At 59.6% G+C, this 16,896-nt stretch carries 15 protein-coding genes and 1 tRNA gene; 8 read left to right on the forward strand and 8 right to left on the reverse strand.

Annotated elements, in window-relative coordinates; all coding sequences use genetic code 11:
• Positions 1-29 precede the first annotated feature (29 nt).
• Positions 30-482 (reverse strand): hypothetical protein, encoded by a 453-nt coding sequence (locus tag G9C82_RS03600; RefSeq protein ID WP_004962482.1) that lies wholly within the window; start codon positions 480-482, stop codon positions 30-32.
• A gap of 48 nt (positions 483-530) precedes the next feature.
• Complete coding sequence (locus tag G9C82_RS03605; RefSeq protein WP_127013392.1) at positions 531-1,229, reverse strand: chemotaxis protein CheC; 699 nt, start codon at positions 1,227-1,229, stop codon at positions 531-533.
• Positions 1,230-1,485: 256 nt separating this feature from the next.
• On the opposite strand from G9C82_RS03605, the gene hisC reads away from it, so the two are divergent.
• The 5 genes from hisC to G9C82_RS03630 all read left to right on the forward strand — a co-directional run bounded on the left by hisC (position 1,486) and on the right by G9C82_RS03630 (position 5,679).
• On the forward strand, positions 1,486-2,568 hold the full coding sequence (hisC, locus tag G9C82_RS03610) for a histidinol-phosphate transaminase (RefSeq protein ID WP_127013393.1): 1,083 nt from the start codon (positions 1,486-1,488) through the stop codon (positions 2,566-2,568).
• On the forward strand, positions 2,565-3,071 hold the full coding sequence (locus G9C82_RS03615) for an adenylate kinase family protein (RefSeq protein WP_127013394.1): 507 nt from the start codon (positions 2,565-2,567) through the stop codon (positions 3,069-3,071). The genes hisC and G9C82_RS03615 overlap by 4 nt, the downstream gene beginning before the upstream one ends.
• Complete coding sequence (locus tag G9C82_RS03620) at positions 3,068-3,676, forward strand: CDP-alcohol phosphatidyltransferase family protein (protein WP_011223074.1); 609 nt, start codon at positions 3,068-3,070, stop codon at positions 3,674-3,676. The genes G9C82_RS03615 and G9C82_RS03620 overlap by 4 nt, the downstream gene beginning before the upstream one ends.
• Positions 3,677-3,839: 163 nt before the next feature.
• A complete protein-coding gene (locus G9C82_RS03625; RefSeq protein WP_127013395.1) occupies positions 3,840-5,081 on the forward strand; it encodes an RNA-guided endonuclease TnpB family protein in 1,242 nt (413 codons plus the stop codon).
• Positions 5,082-5,148: 67 nt separating this feature from the next.
• Positions 5,149-5,679, forward strand: coding sequence for a multiprotein bridging factor aMBF1 (locus G9C82_RS03630; protein WP_127013396.1), 531 nt, complete (start codon positions 5,149-5,151; stop codon positions 5,677-5,679).
• A 1-nt stretch (position 5,680) separates the two neighbouring features.
• Here the strand turns inward: G9C82_RS03630 and G9C82_RS03635 are convergent, their stop codons facing one another.
• Positions 5,681-6,286 (reverse strand): response regulator, encoded by a 606-nt coding sequence (locus tag G9C82_RS03635; protein ID WP_127013397.1) that lies wholly within the window; start codon positions 6,284-6,286, stop codon positions 5,681-5,683.
• 97 nt (positions 6,287-6,383) lie between these two features.
• Between G9C82_RS03635 and tpiA the strand changes: the two genes are divergently transcribed.
• Positions 6,384-7,031, forward strand: a complete 648-nt coding sequence (gene tpiA / locus G9C82_RS03640) for a triose-phosphate isomerase (protein WP_005535122.1) — start codon at positions 6,384-6,386, stop codon at positions 7,029-7,031.
• A gap of 27 nt (positions 7,032-7,058) precedes the next feature.
• Here tpiA and G9C82_RS03645 read toward each other — a convergent pair whose 3' ends face one another.
• Together G9C82_RS03645 and bluB are read right to left on the reverse strand one after the other, a co-directional pair.
• Positions 7,059-8,990: a helicase HerA domain-containing protein gene (locus G9C82_RS03645; RefSeq protein ID WP_127013398.1), complete on the reverse strand. Its 1,932-nt coding sequence runs from the start codon at positions 8,988-8,990 to the stop codon at positions 7,059-7,061.
• Positions 8,991-9,159: 169 nt separating this feature from the next.
• Positions 9,160-9,831, reverse strand: a complete 672-nt coding sequence (bluB, locus tag G9C82_RS03650; RefSeq protein ID WP_049919243.1) for a 5,6-dimethylbenzimidazole synthase — start codon at positions 9,829-9,831, stop codon at positions 9,160-9,162.
• Positions 9,832-10,000: 169 nt separating this feature from the next.
• On the opposite strand from bluB, the gene G9C82_RS03655 reads away from it, so the two are divergent.
• Entirely contained in the window at positions 10,001-10,348 is a 348-nt protein-coding gene (locus G9C82_RS03655) for a hypothetical protein (protein WP_007188033.1), read from the forward strand.
• Between the two features lie 6 nt (positions 10,349-10,354).
• On the opposite strand, the gene dinB is transcribed toward G9C82_RS03655, so the two are convergent.
• On the reverse strand, positions 10,355-11,716 hold the full coding sequence (gene dinB, locus G9C82_RS03660) for a DNA polymerase IV (protein ID WP_127013399.1): 1,362 nt from the start codon (positions 11,714-11,716) through the stop codon (positions 10,355-10,357).
• Positions 11,717-12,101: 385 nt separating this feature from the next.
• Here dinB and G9C82_RS03665 point away from each other — a divergent pair, with 385 nt between their 5' ends.
• The gene (locus G9C82_RS03665) at positions 12,102-12,416 is read left to right on the forward strand and encodes a hypothetical protein (RefSeq protein ID WP_049938778.1); all 315 of its coding nucleotides are present in this window, start codon (positions 12,102-12,104) and stop codon (positions 12,414-12,416) included.
• Between the two features lie 302 nt (positions 12,417-12,718).
• Here the strand turns inward: G9C82_RS03665 and G9C82_RS03670 are convergent.
• Both G9C82_RS03670 and G9C82_RS03675 read right to left on the reverse strand, forming a co-directional pair.
• Positions 12,719-12,800 (reverse strand) — tRNA-Gly (locus tag G9C82_RS03670).
• A 306-nt stretch (positions 12,801-13,106) separates the two neighbouring features.
• On the reverse strand, positions 13,107-16,781 hold the full coding sequence (locus G9C82_RS03675) for an Eco57I restriction-modification methylase domain-containing protein (protein WP_127013400.1): 3,675 nt from the start codon (positions 16,779-16,781) through the stop codon (positions 13,107-13,109).
• Positions 16,782-16,896 lie beyond the last annotated feature (115 nt).

The raw sequence follows: 16,896 nt of genomic DNA on the forward strand, positions 1-16,896 counted from the left end.
GAAGAAGCGGCAACCGAGATGTCGGCCGGTCAGTACAGGCCGAGAATCGCGCCGGCGTCAAGCAGGAGGAGGATTGACACAAGAGACGCCCCCAGCAGGAACGGCCGTGCGTTCCGGGCCGGTTCGCGCACCTTCTGCTGGTCGAAGCCGTCGCTGAGCTTCGACGCGCCAACCTCGACGAGCCCAGCCAGAATGAACCACAGGACGATCATCGTGATGACGAGGTGGCCGCGACCAGTTCCCGTCAACGACTCGGCGGTGTAGCGGGTCGCTGCCAGATGCCCACCCGTCAGAAACAGGAGCGTCGCACTCGCCCGGGACACCGTCCGGAGCTTCCCGGTAATCGCTGACAGCGGTCCCGGCGAAGAGTCGCCGTTCATCGCCGTTGGGAGAATAGCATAAGTCATGAACAACACGGTTCCAGCCCACAGCGCGGCGAATATCAGGTGTACCCCGAAGACAGCCGCGTTTACGACACTCATATGCGGCGGTTGGACGCGACCCTATTCAACGTCGTGGGTTCGACACAGCTACTTTGAGGAATCGAAGGCATCGAGCGCGTCCGCATCACCTGACATATCGAGTTCTTTGACTGCGTCGGTGTCGGCAGAGATGTGCGTTTCCCGGTCGGTGTCGTAGTCCAGTTGGTCGATAAGGTGGACGAATGAGCCGGGATCGGGGATGAGGAAGATGCGGAGTGAAAACGCCACATCGCTCTCCTTGATGTCGACGAGCGAGTCGAGCACGATAGTCAGCGAGTCCCGGCGGACATGGGAGAGCGCCTTGTCGGCGATCTCGGTCGCGTCGTCCTGTACGACCGTTGGCGTCCCCATGTTGATTGTCGCGTTCAGCGTGTTCGCGATGCCGTCGATGAAGCCCGAGGTGAGGATGTTACACATCTCCTGCAGCGCGGACTCGTGAAGCTGTGTGAACCCGTCGTCAACGCTGGAACCGGTCATCAACTCCGCGATCTCCGCGGCCGTCTCCGTCTCGAATGTCATCAGGAAGACGCCGTACGGCGGCTCTGTCAGCCGAACACGAGCGCTGTAGATGGTCCCGCCGCCCATCTCGGTGGCGATGTCCTCCGGCTGGACAAACGAGAGGCTCTTGATCTCGACGGCGGCGTCGACGCCGGCCAGTGTCGCCAGCGAATCGGCGACCTGCTCGGCCCCGTCCTGAATGAGTCTGGTGATGAGTGTGAGTTTCCGAATATCGATGAGAAGCGGCATTGCACAGTATCAGGACCTATGATGTGTTACCGTTTTCGGTGGCTGTAGGGTCGGCAACCCGACGGTGGGCCACCGTAACCCTCATTACCACTGACTGACAGGGATTTGGTGGGGAGCGTGCTATTCCGTGTCTTACCCGTCATCGACGGGTTTCTCACGGAAAGCCGCCATCGAATTTCTGTGCCATACGCGCTGGGGAGCCACGGCCACGCCCGATGTGAGCACGCTTAAGCCGCCCCGTCCGTTTTGCACAGCCATGGAACCACGGGACCTCTCCGCTCACACTGTCTATCGGGCAGGTCGCGGTATCGAGGAGGTCGCCCGGGAACTCGGTCTCGACCCGGACGACATGGTGAAGCTGGCGTCAAACGAGAACATGTTCGGGCCGAGCCCGGACGCCGTCGAGGCGATTCGCGGGTCGGCCGAACGGATGCATTCCTATCCGAAGGCCTCCCACGCCGACCTCGTCGACGAACTGGCGGATATGTGGGACGTAACGCCCGAACAGGTGTGGCTGAGCAACGGCGGCGACGGCGCGCTCGACTGCCTCGCCCGAGCCATGCTCGACCCCGGGCAGGACGTGCTCGTCCCGTCGCCGGGCTTCGCGTACTACGCGATGAGCGCCCGCTATCACCACGGCGAGGTCAACGAGTACACGCTCTCGAAGGCCGACGACTTCGCCCAGACCGCCGACACCGTCCTGAAAGATTACGACGGCGAGCGCATCGTCTACCTCACCAGTCCGCACAACCCAACCGGGGCAGAGTTCACGACCGAGGCAGTCCGGACTATCGCCGAAGAAACCGACGAGCAGACCCTCGTCGTTGTCGACGAAGCCTACGGTGAGTTCACGGAAAAACCGAGCAAACGGCCGTTACTTTCCGACCGCGACGACGTTGCGCTCCTGCGAACGTTCTCGAAGGCGTACGGACTCGCAGGGATTCGACTCGGCTACGCGGTCGTTCCCGAGGACTGGGCCGATGCCTACGCCCGCATCAACACGCCGTTCTCGGCCAGCGAACTCGCCTGCCGTGCCGGACTGGCGGCGCTCGACGACGACGAGCACGTCGAGCGCTCCGTCGACACCGCCGCGTGGGCCCGGGAGTACCTCTCCGAGGAACTCGACGCACCGACCTGGGACAGCGCGGGGAACTTCATCCTCGCGGAGGTCGGCGACGCGTCGGCCATCGCGGATGCCGCCCAGGAGCGCGGCGTCATCATCCGCGACTGTTCCTCGTTCGGGCTCCCCGAATGCATCCGTATCACCTGCGGAACGCGCGAGGACACGGAACGCGCCGTCTCGGTACTGAACGAGGTTATCGAGGAGGTTAAGGCGTGAGAGTCGCCGTTACCGGCACTCCGGGGACAGGCAAGACCACGGCAGCGGAACACCTCGACACAGACCTCGATGTCCTCCATCTCAATGACATCATCAAGGACGAGGGGTTTTCAACGGGCATCGACGAGGACCGCGGGAGCCTCGTCGCGGACCTCGACAGGCTGTCGGAGTGGCTTGACAGCCGCGACGACGTGCTGTTCGAATCCCACCTCGCGCATCATTTCGCCGCCGACCGGGTGATTGTGCTGCGAGCCCACCCTGAAACCATCGTCGAGCGGCTTCGTGAGCGCGGCGACGACGATTCGAAGGCCTACGAGAACGCGGAATCGGAATCGCTCGATGTCATCCTCGGCGAGGCCGTCGAGGAGCACGGGATGGAGTCCGTCTACGAAATCGAGACGACGGACCGGGACCCCGACGAGGTGGCACAGGAGATTCAGGCCGTCGTGGCCGGTGAACGCGAGCCGAGTGCGGGGACTGTCTCCTACATCGACTGGCTATGACGCTCGACAAGTTCCGCCCGCTGGCCGACCGCGCGCTTGGCCCGTTCGTCAGCGCCGCCAAGGTGGCCGGCCTCTCACCCAACGGCGTCAGCGTCATCGCGTTTCTGCTGGCCCTTGGAGCGGGCGGAGTGTACGCCGTTGCGGCGCGGGAGCCCCTGCTGTATCTCGGCGGTGCCGTTCTCGTCTTTTTGAACGGCTGGCTGGACCTCGTCGACGGCGCGCTCGCGCGGGAACTGAACGTCGCGTCCTCGGGCGGTGACCTGCTGGACCACGTGCTCGACCGCTACGCCGACATCGGCATCATCGTCGGCCTCGCCGCCGGCGTGAGCCAGTGGGAACTGGGCATCGCCGCCGTCACTGGCGTCCTGATGACCTCCTATCTCGGGACGCAGGCACAGGCGGTCGGCCTCGACCGCGTCTACGGCGGCCTGCTCGGTCGCGCTGACCGGCTTGCACTTGTCGGTGTGGTCACGGGCGTCGCGGCGTTCGTCCCGAACGCACTGGCCGGACTGACGCTGGTCGGCTGGCTGCTGGTCGTGTTCGCCGTTGTCGGCCACGTTACCGCCGCCCAGCGGTTCTATCACGCGATGCGGGCGCTCGACTGAACATCGGTTCAGCAATTGACGGACCGGCATCCCGCTGAGAACGACCAGTGCACTATTTATACTGATCAGCGTGGCGAACCCCCCGACACACCATGAACGGGGATGAAGCCGAAACTCCATGTCACAAACCATTAAATAAACATGTCGACAATCAAGGATAGCGATGGAACACAGTTACCGCTACCGTGCCTATCCGACAGAAGGGGTAGCGGACGAACTGGAACATCAGGTAGATATTCATCGCCAACTATACAACCACGTCCGATGGGACTACACGAACAGCCCCGTGGATGCTAAGCCGAGTGAGTTCGACCAGAACAACAAACTCCCTGAGTGGAAGCAAAAATGGCCAGTGTTCGCGGAAACGTATTCGAAAGCCGCGCAAGCTACCGTTGCCCGCTTCCACCGCAACCTCTCGAACCTTCGTAAACAAAAAGAGAACGGGCACACCGTCGGTCGTCTCAAACGGCAAGCACCTACCGATTACCGGAGCGTGACGTACAACCAGTCTGGTTTCGACCTCGATGAAAAGAGGGGCCAAGACGGGTTTGCGTACGTTCGCTTCAGCAAAGTCGGATGGGTCAAAATACGGTACTCCCGTCCAATCCCTGCTGATTCCTCAATAAAGGAAGCCACGTTCAAGAAAGAGACTACCGGTGAGTGGTTCGTTTCCTTTGGGTTGGAAACCGACGACCCTAACTTGCCCGAGAAGCCCGATGTGGACTCACTCAACCCGAGCAACAGCGTGGGTATTGACCTCGGCATCTTGAACTACATCCATACCAGCGACGGGAAGACCGTGGATTGGCTCGACCTCGAAGGCGAATACGAACGACTCCGACGTGCGCACCGCAAACTCTCGCGGAAAGAACATGGGTCGAACAACTACGAGAATCAGCGAGTCGAAGTGGCGAAGGCCAAACGCGACATCCACCGGAAAGTACTGGACTACCAGCACAAAATAACGACGTGGCTCGTCAAGGAGTACGATGCCGTGTTTGTGGAGGACTTGAACGTTCAGAGTATGCTTCGAGCGGATGGAAACGGTCGGAACAAGCAGGATGCGGCGTGGCGACAGTTTATCACTTTGCTTGAATACAAGGGCGATGTGTACGGTACGCACGTTGTGCAGGTCGAAGCGGCAGGGACGACAAAAGAATGTGCGGTGTGTGGTGTGGAGTCATCGAAGTCCATCTGGGTCCGGGAACACTCCTGTCCATCATGTGGGTTTGAGACAGATAGGGATGCGAATGCAGCGATGAACGTCTTGCAAAGGGGGTTTTCTGAACTAGGGCTGGGATGGCCCGAATCAACGCCTGTGGAGACTGTGACCGCTACGGACACCGCTGATCTTCAGCGAATGTCTGTAAGTCACGTCATCGAAACAGGAAGCCTGTCTACGTGAGAACAGGATTCCCCGCGCCAGCGTGCGCAGGGCAACATTCAAACCGCGCCCCGTCCAAGCCGTCGGTATGGTTCAGTGCGAGATGTGCGGGACGGAGGTTTCGTCTCCGAACCGCGTCAAAATCGAGGGAGCCGAACTCGACGTCTGTGACGAGTGTACCGACTTCGGCACGGAGGTCAAAACGGAGGAGACGTCGTCTACGTCGACGAAGTACTCGACGTCGTCCTCCTCGTCATCGTCGTCGAGTTCGTCCTCCTCGTCGAGTTCCTCGGGTGGTGGCGGGTCCGGTGGCCGCCGTCGGGATATGTTCGACGAGATGGACGAGGTCGCACAGGATTACCACGACCGGATCCGCAAGGGCCGGGAGTCCCAGGGACTCAGCCAGGAGGAACTCGCAAAGCAACTCAACGAGAAGGCGAGCCTGATCCGGAAGCTCGAACAGGGTAACTCCCTGCCCAGCGACGACGTCCAGAAGAAACTCGAAAGCGCGCTCGAAATCTCCCTGAGCGCCGGCGGCAGCGCCGACGAGACCGAGTGGTCCGGCGGCAGCAGCGACGGCGAGTACACGCTCGGCGACGTCGTGAAGCGGAAGGACTAGGTTACAACTGGAGGTCGTCTTTCTCTACGTCGAGTTCGTCGGCGAGTGACTCGACGTTCGACGAGATAGTTTCAATCTCGTCTTGGAGTTTCTGATACCGTTCGCTGTCCTGCAGTTCCCGGTCGGTTTTCTCGACGCGGAGGACGTTGCGCTTGAGCTTTTTTGATGTGAGTGTCCGGAGTCGGTCGTTGTACTCCCGAATACTGTACAGCCGGTCGACGACCTCCTGTAGCTCGTCACGGGTGACAGGTTTGACGAGGTAGTCGTCGACGCGCATCTCGATGATGTCGAAGTCGGGGTCGATGGCGGTAACCATCGCGACGCGGCACCGGAGCCCCTGCTCTTCAATCTGTGCGAGCACTTCGTTGCCGGAGACGACCGGCATCCGGCGGTCGAGTAACACCACGTCGATATCGGTCGACAGCAGTTCTAATCCCTCTTCGCCGCTGTAAGCCGTCTGTACGTGGTACTGGTCGGCCAGGTAATCGGTGTACAGGTCGGCCAGGTGTTGTTCGTCCTCGACTATCAGAACGGTCGGTGTGTCGTCATCCCCTGCTGTCACGGCTTGTCTCGTTTCTTGTCTCGGCTGAACCCTAATAGTTGTCACCCCGGGCGGTGGGCCGGGAAGGAACGGAGGCACAGTGGTAGGGACGCCAAGCGGCGGCTTCGCAATCTATTTCCCCACAGCAACCGGTGCGTTTTGTATGTTCGTCCTTGTCAATCTGAAGGCGTACCCGTGTGACCCAGTCGAGGTAGCAACCGCTGCTGCTGACGTCAGCGACGATTCCGGCGTTCGCGTTGCCGTCGCGCCACAGGCTGCCCAGATCAGCGCTGTGGCGGAGACCGGCGTCGAAACGTGGGCTCAGCACGTCAGCGCCGTCGAGCACGGCAGCCACACCGGCAGCACCCTCGCGGAGGCCGCTGCAGACGCCGGTGCCGTCGGGACGCTGCTGAACCACTCCGAAAACCGGCTCAAGCTCGCGGACATCGATGGGGCACTCGACGCCGCCGACCGCGCGGACCTCGAAACGATCGTCTGTGCGAACAACCCCGCACAGATCGGCGCGGCCGCCGCGCTCGACCCTGACGGTGTGGCCGTCGAGCCACCGGAACTCATCGGGACTGGCACGCCCGTCAGCAAGGCAGACCCAGATATCGTGACCGGCGCAGTCGATGCTGCCGCTCGCGTTAACGGTGACGTGGACGTGCTCTGTGGGGCCGGCATCTCGACCGGCGAAGACCTCGTCTCGGCGAGCGACCTCGGCGCGAGCGGCGTCCTACTGGCAAGCGGCGTTGCGAAGGCTGACGACCCGCGCGCCGCACTCGAAGACCTCGTCGAACCGCTGCTGTAAAATCGACGGCGTCGCAGTACTACCTTTTCAGTCGCTGTCCCCGTCCAGAAAAACCGATTCGAGTCGAGAGACGACTGACTCGACCTCGTTGTCGTCGAGCCGGTGGTCGCTCTCCTCCTGAACCAGCGCCGCCAGCCGCGTGTCGTACTGTCCGCGGCCAACGTGTTCGACCAGCCCGCGGAGCCGGAGTTCTCTGTTTCGCGCATAGGCCGCCGTCCGGTCGCCGGAGCCACCGGCCGAGAAATGTGCGTTCAGCGGCGTCCCGGGGCCCTGCTCGCGGTAGTACGCGAGCATCCGGCAGGTCTTTCGGTCCAACTCCTCGATATCGGCTTGCAGGTCGCCGTAGACAGCAGGGCCGTCAAAGTCGGCTGGCGTCTCGCTGTCAGCGGACCCCGTTGCCTCGTCCGACTGCTCAGCTTCAACGGCCTCGGCGATGGCCGCCCTCAGAGCTTCGTCATCAGCCTCAGCAGTTTCTGTCTCAGCCTGGTCGTTGACTGGCGCGGCCACCGCACCGTTGTTTGCGACGGCCCCGTTCGCCACTACGTCGGCGTTCGCAGCGTGACCGTTCGATGTCGGTTCAGCGTCCACACTGCTGGAGTCTGACGCCGATTCAGCGTCCGTGCTGCTAGCATCCGACTCCTGTCCGGCGTCCGCACTGCTTCCATTCGCGTCTGCGCCGCCACTGGCGCTGCCGCCGTTCATCGCGGCCCCGTCCTCGGCAAAGGCACTGAACGCATCGCCAAATCCGCCGCCAGACGTGGCGTCAGCGGTCTCGTCTGGTTCCGGGGGCTGCTCACCGTCGGCGTCCGCCTCACTGACGGCGTCTGTGTCGCCGTCCGACGCTTGCTGGTCGGCGAACCGTTCGCGCTGGCGACGCATCTTCTCCTGTTCTGTCCGGCCGGGGTTGTAGTCCTCGGCCTGATCCAGCATTGCTTCGGTGAACTGCTCGGCCATCCGCGAGAGGTCCCGGGCGTCCTGCAGTTCTGCCTCCAGTTCGGCGATGCGGGAATTCTTTTTGTCCAGTTCCTCACGGAGTTCCTTGATGCGGTTCTCCGTCTCCTGCTGGTCCTCGCTGATGGTCTCCAGTTCGGAGACGAGGTCGTCGCTGACGGACTTGAGTTCAGGGCGCTCGAAGTCGTCAAGACCCGGCGTCGCACCGGCATCGAACGTCTGCTTGCGGTGGAACTGGACCCGGCTGACCTGCTCGGCCCAGTCGTTCATCATGAACGCCTCGCCGTCGTCTAAGTCCTCGACGGCGTCAGCGTACTTGTTATCAAGAATGCGCCCGACGACTTTCGTGTCGTTGTTCCAGGTCAGGCGATGCCAGACAAGCCAGTCGCACTGTGTGATGTAGTCCTTCTTTACGTCGGCCGGGCGCTGGCTGATGCCGACGATGCCAAGCCCGTGTTTCCGGCCGCGTTTCCCGATTTTGATGAGCATCTTCCCGACCTCGCCCATCGACCCCTTCTCCGGCATCCACTCGTGGCACTCCTCGACGAGCATCAGGAAGGGCTGTTTCTGTTTTTTTGCCTTCGCGAACAGTTGCTTGGCGACTTCTGTCAGTAGCGTCTCTGCTTCCTCCTCGTCAAGGAACGACGAGATGTCGAGGATGATGGGGACGTTCTGTTCAAGCGCCAGCGAAGCGATCTTGCCGGCGTGGTCGTCCGTGACCTGAATGTCACACTCCTCATCGCCACCGACATGGAGTATCTCGTACTCCTCTTTCAGACCGTAGTACTCGCCGTCGATATCGACGATAAGCAGTCCAAACCCGTTGTCAAGCAGTTTCTCGGCGATGACACTCGCCGTGTTCGACTTTCCAGACCCGCTCTTGCCGGTGATGAACCCCCGGCCGGTCAGCAGCTCCACCACCGGGAGATTGACGGTCTCGCCCGGCTCCCCGGTCCCACCCGGCCCCGCGCTCGTCGTCGCGACAGTTATCTGTTCGGTCTCTGCCATGCGTTTCTGTCACGAATGAGACGCGCAGGCCCCATAACTCTCCGTCAGACGCCCATCAGCTGTGGAACAGGTCTGGACGCAGCAAGCAGTTCGAAGCCAGTCCGAGGTTTCGCTCGCTCGGGCTTCAAATTCTCGTGTGCTACCGACGGGGCTTCGGTTACCGACGCCGCTATGACTTCGTTTCGGGCGTCCGACTGGGGTCCCACTCGTCGTAATGGACCAGTTCAGATCTGTCGATACGACTACGCCAGCCTTCCTGTTGCAGTACTGGTTCGGACGGGAAGCCGTCCTCTGGGTATCCGACACAGAGGTAGGCCACGGGTTGAATGTGGTGTGGAATGTTCAACACATCACGGAGTTCGTGAGGATACAGAAATGAGACCCAGCCGACACCGATGCCCTCAGCACGGGCAGCGAGCCAGAGGTTTTGCACGGCAAGGCACGTCGAATAAACGTCCATTCGCTGCATCGTGTTCCGGCCGAGAACGTGTGGCGCATCACGTGTGGGGTCACAAGTAACACAGATATTCACCGGCGCATCGGTTATTCCCTCCAGTTTCAACTGGCCGAACTCTGATTTGCGCGGCTCTTTGTAGCCTTCGCGTGCGGCGGCTATCGCCCGTTCGGCAATCGCTGCGACCGCTGATTTCGTCTGCTTGTCTTCTATCACAATGAAATCCCACGGTTGCGAGAACCCGACGCTGGGCGCGTTGTGGGCAGCGTCTAGAATCCGTCCGAGTACTTCCTCGGGAACTGGGTCGCCGACAAATCGTCTGATGTCCCGTCGCGAATAAATGGACTTGTAGACTGCCTCGCGGTCTCGGGGGCCGAACTCAACCATATGTTCCATGACAGACGACAGTTGTATACCGGTTGTGCTGGCCAGCGAATGTCCCGAATACAGCGAGACCCGAATGCAGGGCAGACCGTGGTGGCTACCGGTCAGTTCAGGACGGGGTAACGGCTATTGCGGTGGGATGCCTTGACACGGTTGTTCGGCTGGGCTGTCTATGGACAGATACGAGACGTTCGTCGAGGACGGAACCGTGTACGTCGGGAGTGACGACGGTCCCCTGAAAGTGGCCCCGCTCGACGATATCGTCGCGGCCGCAGGTGGCCCGGCGTGGACGATTTCCTACACCGAAGCGGAGAAAGAGCGCTACGCCGGGATGGACACCAGCGACGAGGGGCTGGTGGTCGATGTGGTCGATATGCTGCACGCAATGACCCACAGCCAGCGGTTCGTCGACACGCTGGCCGCACATCCGACGGATGTCCCAGCTGATGACACTATTTCGCCGCGAGCCGGCCTGTTCGTCGGGAAGCTGCTGGAAAATCTGGAACACGGTGTCGCCTGAGAACGTCTAGAACTCTGCGAGCGTGGTCTGGCCGGGCGGGAGCGAGATATGCGTCTCACTGGCGTCTGTTCCCTCGCCCGCCGTGTCTTCGACAGCCTCGGTATCCCCGTCGTTCGCAACGAACGTCCCGAGTCCGACCTGCCCGTCGTCATCCAACTCGTCGGCTGCCGCTGGGGTACTGCTGGTGCGGGAACTACCGGACGCCTCCTCGGAACCATTGTCACCGCCAAACCCGTCCAGATTGGCCTGTTCGCCGGCAGAGAAGTCCAGGTTCGAAACACGGACACCGACCTTCCGAACGGGATCGTCGGCGAACTCGCCGAGCAGGTCCAGCGCGATGCGTCTGACCAGTTCAGGCTCCTCGACTGGACCGGGGAGCGACCGGGCCCGCGTATTCACATCGAACGGCGGCGTCACGACCTTGATGCCGATAGTCTGATACCGCGCGCCTTTTCGCTCGGCGCGGTCAGCGACGGCATCGGCGAGGGTGCGGACCTGTCGACACTTGGCTTCTATATCGGTCGTCGCGTCAGTGAACGCGGACTCCCGTGAGAGACTCTTGGGGTCGCCTTTCGGCGTCACCGAGCGCTCGTCCTCACCGCGGGCGTAGCGGCGTATTTCACGACCGCGCTCGCCGAAGCGTTCGGCCAGCAGTTCCGGGTCAGCGGCCGCGAGGTCCCCCGCGGTTTCGATATCGAGTGCGGCGAGTTCTCTGGCGGTGACCGGGCCGACGCCGTGCACGTCCTCGACAGGGAGGTCATCGAAGAACTCTCGGACGGCCCCCGGTTCGACGACGACCAGGCCGTCCGGCTTGTCGCGGTCGCTGGCCACCTTCGCGGCGCTCATCGTCGGGGCAACGCCGACACTCGCGACCACGCCCACCGCGGACTCGATTGTGTCTTTCAGGTCCTGCGCCCACGACCTGACCGTCTTCCATGAGACCCGCTCGGTCACATCCAGATACGCCTCGTCGATACTCACCTCGCGGACGACATCCGCTTCGGTATGGAGGATTTCCCGGACATCCGCAGCAACGGACTCGTAGAAATCCATGTCAACTGGGCGATAGAAGCCGGCGTCTTCGACAGTGAGGTCCGGGTCTGCAACAGCCTCAACCTTCCGTGGAAGGCGTTCCAGTGCTTCGGAGATGGCCATCGCTGATTCGACACCGTACGCTCGGGCCTCGTAGCTCGCTGTCGCAACAGCCCCGTGGGTCGCGCCGTTCTCGTAGCCCATCCCCACGACGAGTGGCTCATTTCTGAGTGCGGGCTCCCGCCGCTGTTCACAGGCGGCGTAGAAACAGTCCATATCGACGTGCGCGACTATCTGCTCGGGGCCGCTGGTCCCGGGGAGCCGCGCAGCGTCCATACCCGACGCTACGCGTACTGGCAGAAAACCCCACCGGCCCTCGCCGAGCCAATCAGGTCAAGTCGTAGTCTGGTGTATCGAATCCCCCTCGAAAAACGGGCGCAGGGAAAGTGGTGGGGTGGGGGTGGGGTGCCAGATGCTCTGTACGCCGTTGGTTGCAAAGCGATACGTGGCCGGTGGAGTGGCCATTGCTCCACCGGCGAGTTGTCGTCCGCCGATGCCAATCCCGGATGGTACGACGGTCGTTCCCGCCGGGAGCGTAGGAAGCTCCATGTTAACAAAAGACATGATAGCACTTCAATGTTGGCTGAAGTTATATCTAGCTCACACTTTGAGCGCGCTCCGCTCGAAACGCTTTCAGTCCTCTCCCCACGACTGCGACGTAATGACCGAACTGACGGACTCGCTGCCGGATAGACCGCTCTCGACCAGCGAGATTTCGGCCCTCGAAGCCCAGCACGACGACTACGGGTTTGCGCCGGTCGGGTTCTTCCCTGACCTCGATGTAGTGGCCGCGTTCGTCGTCATTATCAACGGGGACCATGGCTACAGCCTCGGCTACGACCGCGATGGCGACGGCTGGGTTGTCGTTGAGTCCTTTGAGGACGGCGAGGACTTTGCCGGCGTCACCGACCGCCTGCAAGAGTGGATGGGCGACGACTGGGAGGAGTTCGAGCAGGCTGCCGTCGAACCGGAGTGAGGGTGTCGGCAGTTGCGGAGTCGACCAGAGAACGAACGCGGCGAAATTCAGACGCCTCGGCTGGTCGTCACTGTCTGTGGCACAGTACGGCGACCGGGATTTGAACTCGACTGCAAATCCTCGCTATCGCTCGGCTTTCCGTAGTTTAAATCACTCTGTACAGCATTTGCTGCTCGTGGCTGTACTCGCAGCAAAATGCGGCGACCGGGATTTGAACCCGATGGCGAGACTCGTTGCACTCGTCTCGCGTGATTCAAATCCCTCCGTACAGCATCCGCTCGTCACGTCCGTTCCTCGCAGGATGCGGCGACCGGGATTTGAACCCGGGCCATGAGCTTGGAAGGCTCAGGTCCTATATCGCCGGTTTTCACCGGCTCTACCGGCAACCGCTTCCGCCTTCTCCCTAACGCAACAGCAGTACCTACACTAACATCCGATAGCTGTAATAAAGCTTCGGTAGACCCGGGGGCTTGACCTCCAGAGAATCCCGTCCTAACCGCAAAAATTGGTCAAATCTCCATGCTCGTCACCGGATTCACGACCAAAAACACTCGCTCAATGAATCACTACAGCAATTCTTTCTCCCAACCAAGCAGTACTGCTACGTGTGACTGTGCGGAACTCTCCGACGGCTTCTCCTGCTAACCGTGTGTGAGAAACGGGAAGCGAGAACTGTCGAACGGGTCGGAGCTAATCGATTTCTCGCGGTTCAAGCGGATTTTCAGGTCGGGCAACGCGGTCGCGGATGATTTCCTTCGTGTCCTCGTCCAAATCGTAGAGGTCGTACACGACTTCGTTGTACTCCTGTTCGAGGTCTTTCGCTTCCTCCGGAGCTTCTTCGACGGTGTTGCGTGCATCCTCGTAACGCTCGTACACCGCCATGAGGTCTTCTTTGAGCGCGGGGAGTTCGAGACTCCGGAGTTCATCGCCCGTAGCGACTTCGAGGACCTGTAACAGTTTGTATACGATTTCAGCGGCTCGCTCGTCGTTGAACTCGATACTTGCCCCAGTCACTCCGAAACGGATGGTCTCCGCATCGAGGTTTGGGTGTAGTTCTCCCTCCAAGTCCTGAAAACCAAGCCGGTCGATGTATCCGGCGTAGGACAGGGACTTCGTCTCGAACTCGTCCAGTAGCTCCGACGGGTTATCCTGAAGCTGTTTGGCTTCGACGTATTCCTCACGGAGGTCGGAAAGCTCCTCGGCGGCGTCTTTGACCTTCTCGACTAATTCGGTAGGAACGTCAGACGGGTCGGGCAGGGGAACCTTCTTCATATAGTCCCATTGATACCTCAGGTAATCGCTCCCGTAGCTCGAAGCGATACGCCGGATAAAGAACTGCGCGACATTGCTGTTGAGAATCCCTAACTGGTAGTATGGTTTCATCTTCTCAATCAGATACAGTACATATACGGAGTTGAGGCCGTAGACTTTACCAGAGTTGTCATACCAGAAGTTGCTATAGTAACTCATATCTGGAGTGAAAATGAGGGGTTGTCCGAAGGTATCTGGTCTATATTCTGCCAATTCGTACCACTCTCGAATTCCATCCGTTACGCAGTACCGGGAAGCCAGACCCTTCTGGTCATCCCCGTCTTCTTTGTGGTCGAGAAGATACTCCTCCGCACCGGGATATTCGTCTAAGTTGGTGTGCGGGGTAGTGTATAGGAGCTTAGGGTTTTCAGGCACTTCGGAGTGCCAGCGGAAAATATTCTCCCCTGCGACTAACGGTTTGACAAGCTCATCCTCAATCTCGTACTTCTCGATGGTTTCGTCGTCGATGAGGAAAATAGGGTTTCGACCAGTTTGGACACCGTTCTTAGCCAACTTCTCCCCCTTAGCATATTCCTGAATCGGTGTCCCGTTCTCCTCAATCTGATTAAGTGCTTCCTCCTCGTCGGCAGGTACGAATCGCCAATCTTCCCCGGCAATCATTGAGGATGGCACAGAGAACGCGTGGAGGGGGGCCTGCTCAAACGCACTATCGGGTACAAGTTCTTTGAGACGGGCTTCCACTTCTTCCCATGCAGGCGGCTTCTTATCAGCGGCAGTTGGAAGGCAAGCAGAAATAATGTCCGCAATACGTCCCTCAGGTGGGTCTTCGCCAATCTCTCGCCCCGGTGTTGTCAGGGTGGAGTCTTCCTTGCCGTCGCTGGTAGATTCATTTCCGTTCTTGACTTCCGCCCGAATAGCTGTCTGAGAGATTTCAGGTAGTGTGTCGGTAGCCTCAGCAAAGGTGAACACGTAGTCTTCGGGTTGGAACTCCTCCGGAGACCGGAAACGTTCGTCTTTGTTGACTCTCTCACCGCTGAAGATGATTGGATACGCCTGCGGGGTCTCAAAGACCTCGTAATCCCCGAAATCAATCAGATACTTGAAACGGAAGTTCTGAGCGAGATATGGTCGAATATCTCGTCCATAGCGGTTCGGTATGAACTTGTTTGAGGTGATGAAGCCTACTTGTCCTCCCTCTCGAAGCCAATCTCCTGCTTTCCGGAAGAACAGAATACTTAGGTCGTAGTTCCAAATAGAGACGTCATAATCATCGTATTCGGTGCGTGCTGGCCCCTTCGGGATATTCTGAATCCGGACATACGGCGGATTCCCGATAACAAAGCGGTAATCGCTCCGAGTTTTGAGTCGGTTTGCTTCCCGACGTTCCTCTCGGTATCGGCGTTGTACCTCGCTACTGTGAAGCGCCGTTAGAGATGCCTGATTGTCCGAACGGAGGGAGTCCGTCTGGTAGATATTAAACCCATCGAGCGTGAAGTCCGGGTTCTCCTCTTTCGCTGTCTGGTACTTGTCGATGACTTGGAACAGGAGGTTGATTTCCGCTATATGGCAGGCGAACGGGTTAATATCGAAGCCGTGGAGTCGTTGACGGACAATCTCGATTGTCTCGCCCGCCGGTACGTCCTTCCGGTCAAGCCGTTCGAGAAGACGACGAGCGGCCCGTACAAGGAATCCACCACTCCCGCACGCGGGGTCTAAAAGGTCGTAGTCCTCCCGTTCGAGTGGTTCGTCCGGCGTGTAATCGACGCTGTCCAGAATCAGGTCGATAATCGCCGTCGGCGTGTAGAACTCTCCGAGCTTCTTCCTTTCTTCGGGAGAGAGGTGTTCCTCGTAGAGGTGGCCAAGTATGTCTCGGTTGACCTCGCTGAAGTCGAAGTGGTTCAAGTGCCATAGCGTTCGCTGAATCACCTCATCGAGGTCGGAGTCGTCTCGAATCTCCCAATCGAAGATACGCCGGGCGAATAGATGTTCGTAGATTTCGCTTAGTTCCTCGGAGGCCAGCTCGAATAGGTCAACATAGTTGCGTTCGACGTACTTCGTGTAGTCGTCCCAAAACTCGAAGTAATCCTCAACTCCGCCGTTGCTTACCATCCGGTTTGTGAGTCCTTTGTCCTCGGCAATCCGGATGAGGAGGAGTTTGTTTAGCTGAACGTACACGCTCTCTCGGCAGAAGACGAGCTTGTTGTCCTCGAAGTCCTCGTCTTGCCGACCGCTGAGGCGAACCCACGTCTTGAAGTCGTTATGGAACTGAGCGTACTCTTCGTACTCGTCGTTCAGTTTGCTCAACTGCGTTCGGAGTTCTGCGACCTCCGCTTCGTCATGGTCGCTTCCTTCCAGTCGTTCGATTTGGTTTTCGAGTTCGTCGCGTTGACTCTCGTACTCCTCGTAGCGGCTCCAATACTGGTCGAACGTTTGGGATGCATAGGGAACAAAATACTCATCCAAGGAGATACCGAGAACGCGGATGAGTTCGCGGAAGCCTTCGTCCTCGCCAATGTCGGCAGGGTTCTCGAAGGAAAAGTCCTCGTAGCGGTCGGCATTTAGGACTTCCTCGCGTCGGAGAGCGGCCAACTTCTGTAACGACTGCTGCTGTCCGTGAGAGAGGTCTTCGTGACTTGCCACACGACTGTTGGCCCCGCTAATGGATTTAAAATCAACCTCGGTAACAAGGCGGGCACTTACCCCGTGGTGGGTGATTGCGTCGGGATGAGTCGGTTCGCATCGCCGGTAGAGACGGAATGAATCAATGTTGGTGGAAATTAGGAGGTCGGCATAGGGTGTCTCTGAAGCATAGCGAAAGACTTGGGGGACACCTTCGCTAATGTCAACCTCTCGCCTCTTTCCCTCGATGATGATTACAGGCGTTCTATCTTCGTCGTAAAATCGAACATCGTTCCAGTCGTCCTCTTGAGCGTACTCGCTATGCTCCCATCCGAGAGCGTTACAGAACAGTCGCCGGATGAGTCGAGAACGTAGGTCAAGCTCGCGCCGCTCCCCGTCCTCAATTTCCTCGTAGAGGGAAGCGTACTCCTCGATGAGTTCGTCGATAAAGTCGTCCCCGTGTGTTCCAGTCATACACAAATCCCTGAATCGCAACTGTTCGATTCAGAAACGACCCGGTAAGGTAGTGTTTTCGCATCCGTCTATTGGTCCGTTTCGGTAGTACCGATGTTTAGACCGAGGTTGTGAG

This window comes from Haloarcula sp. R1-2 (genome assembly GCF_011627385.1).
GTDB classification, from domain to species: domain Archaea; phylum Halobacteriota; class Halobacteria; order Halobacteriales; family Haloarculaceae; genus Haloarcula; species Haloarcula marismortui.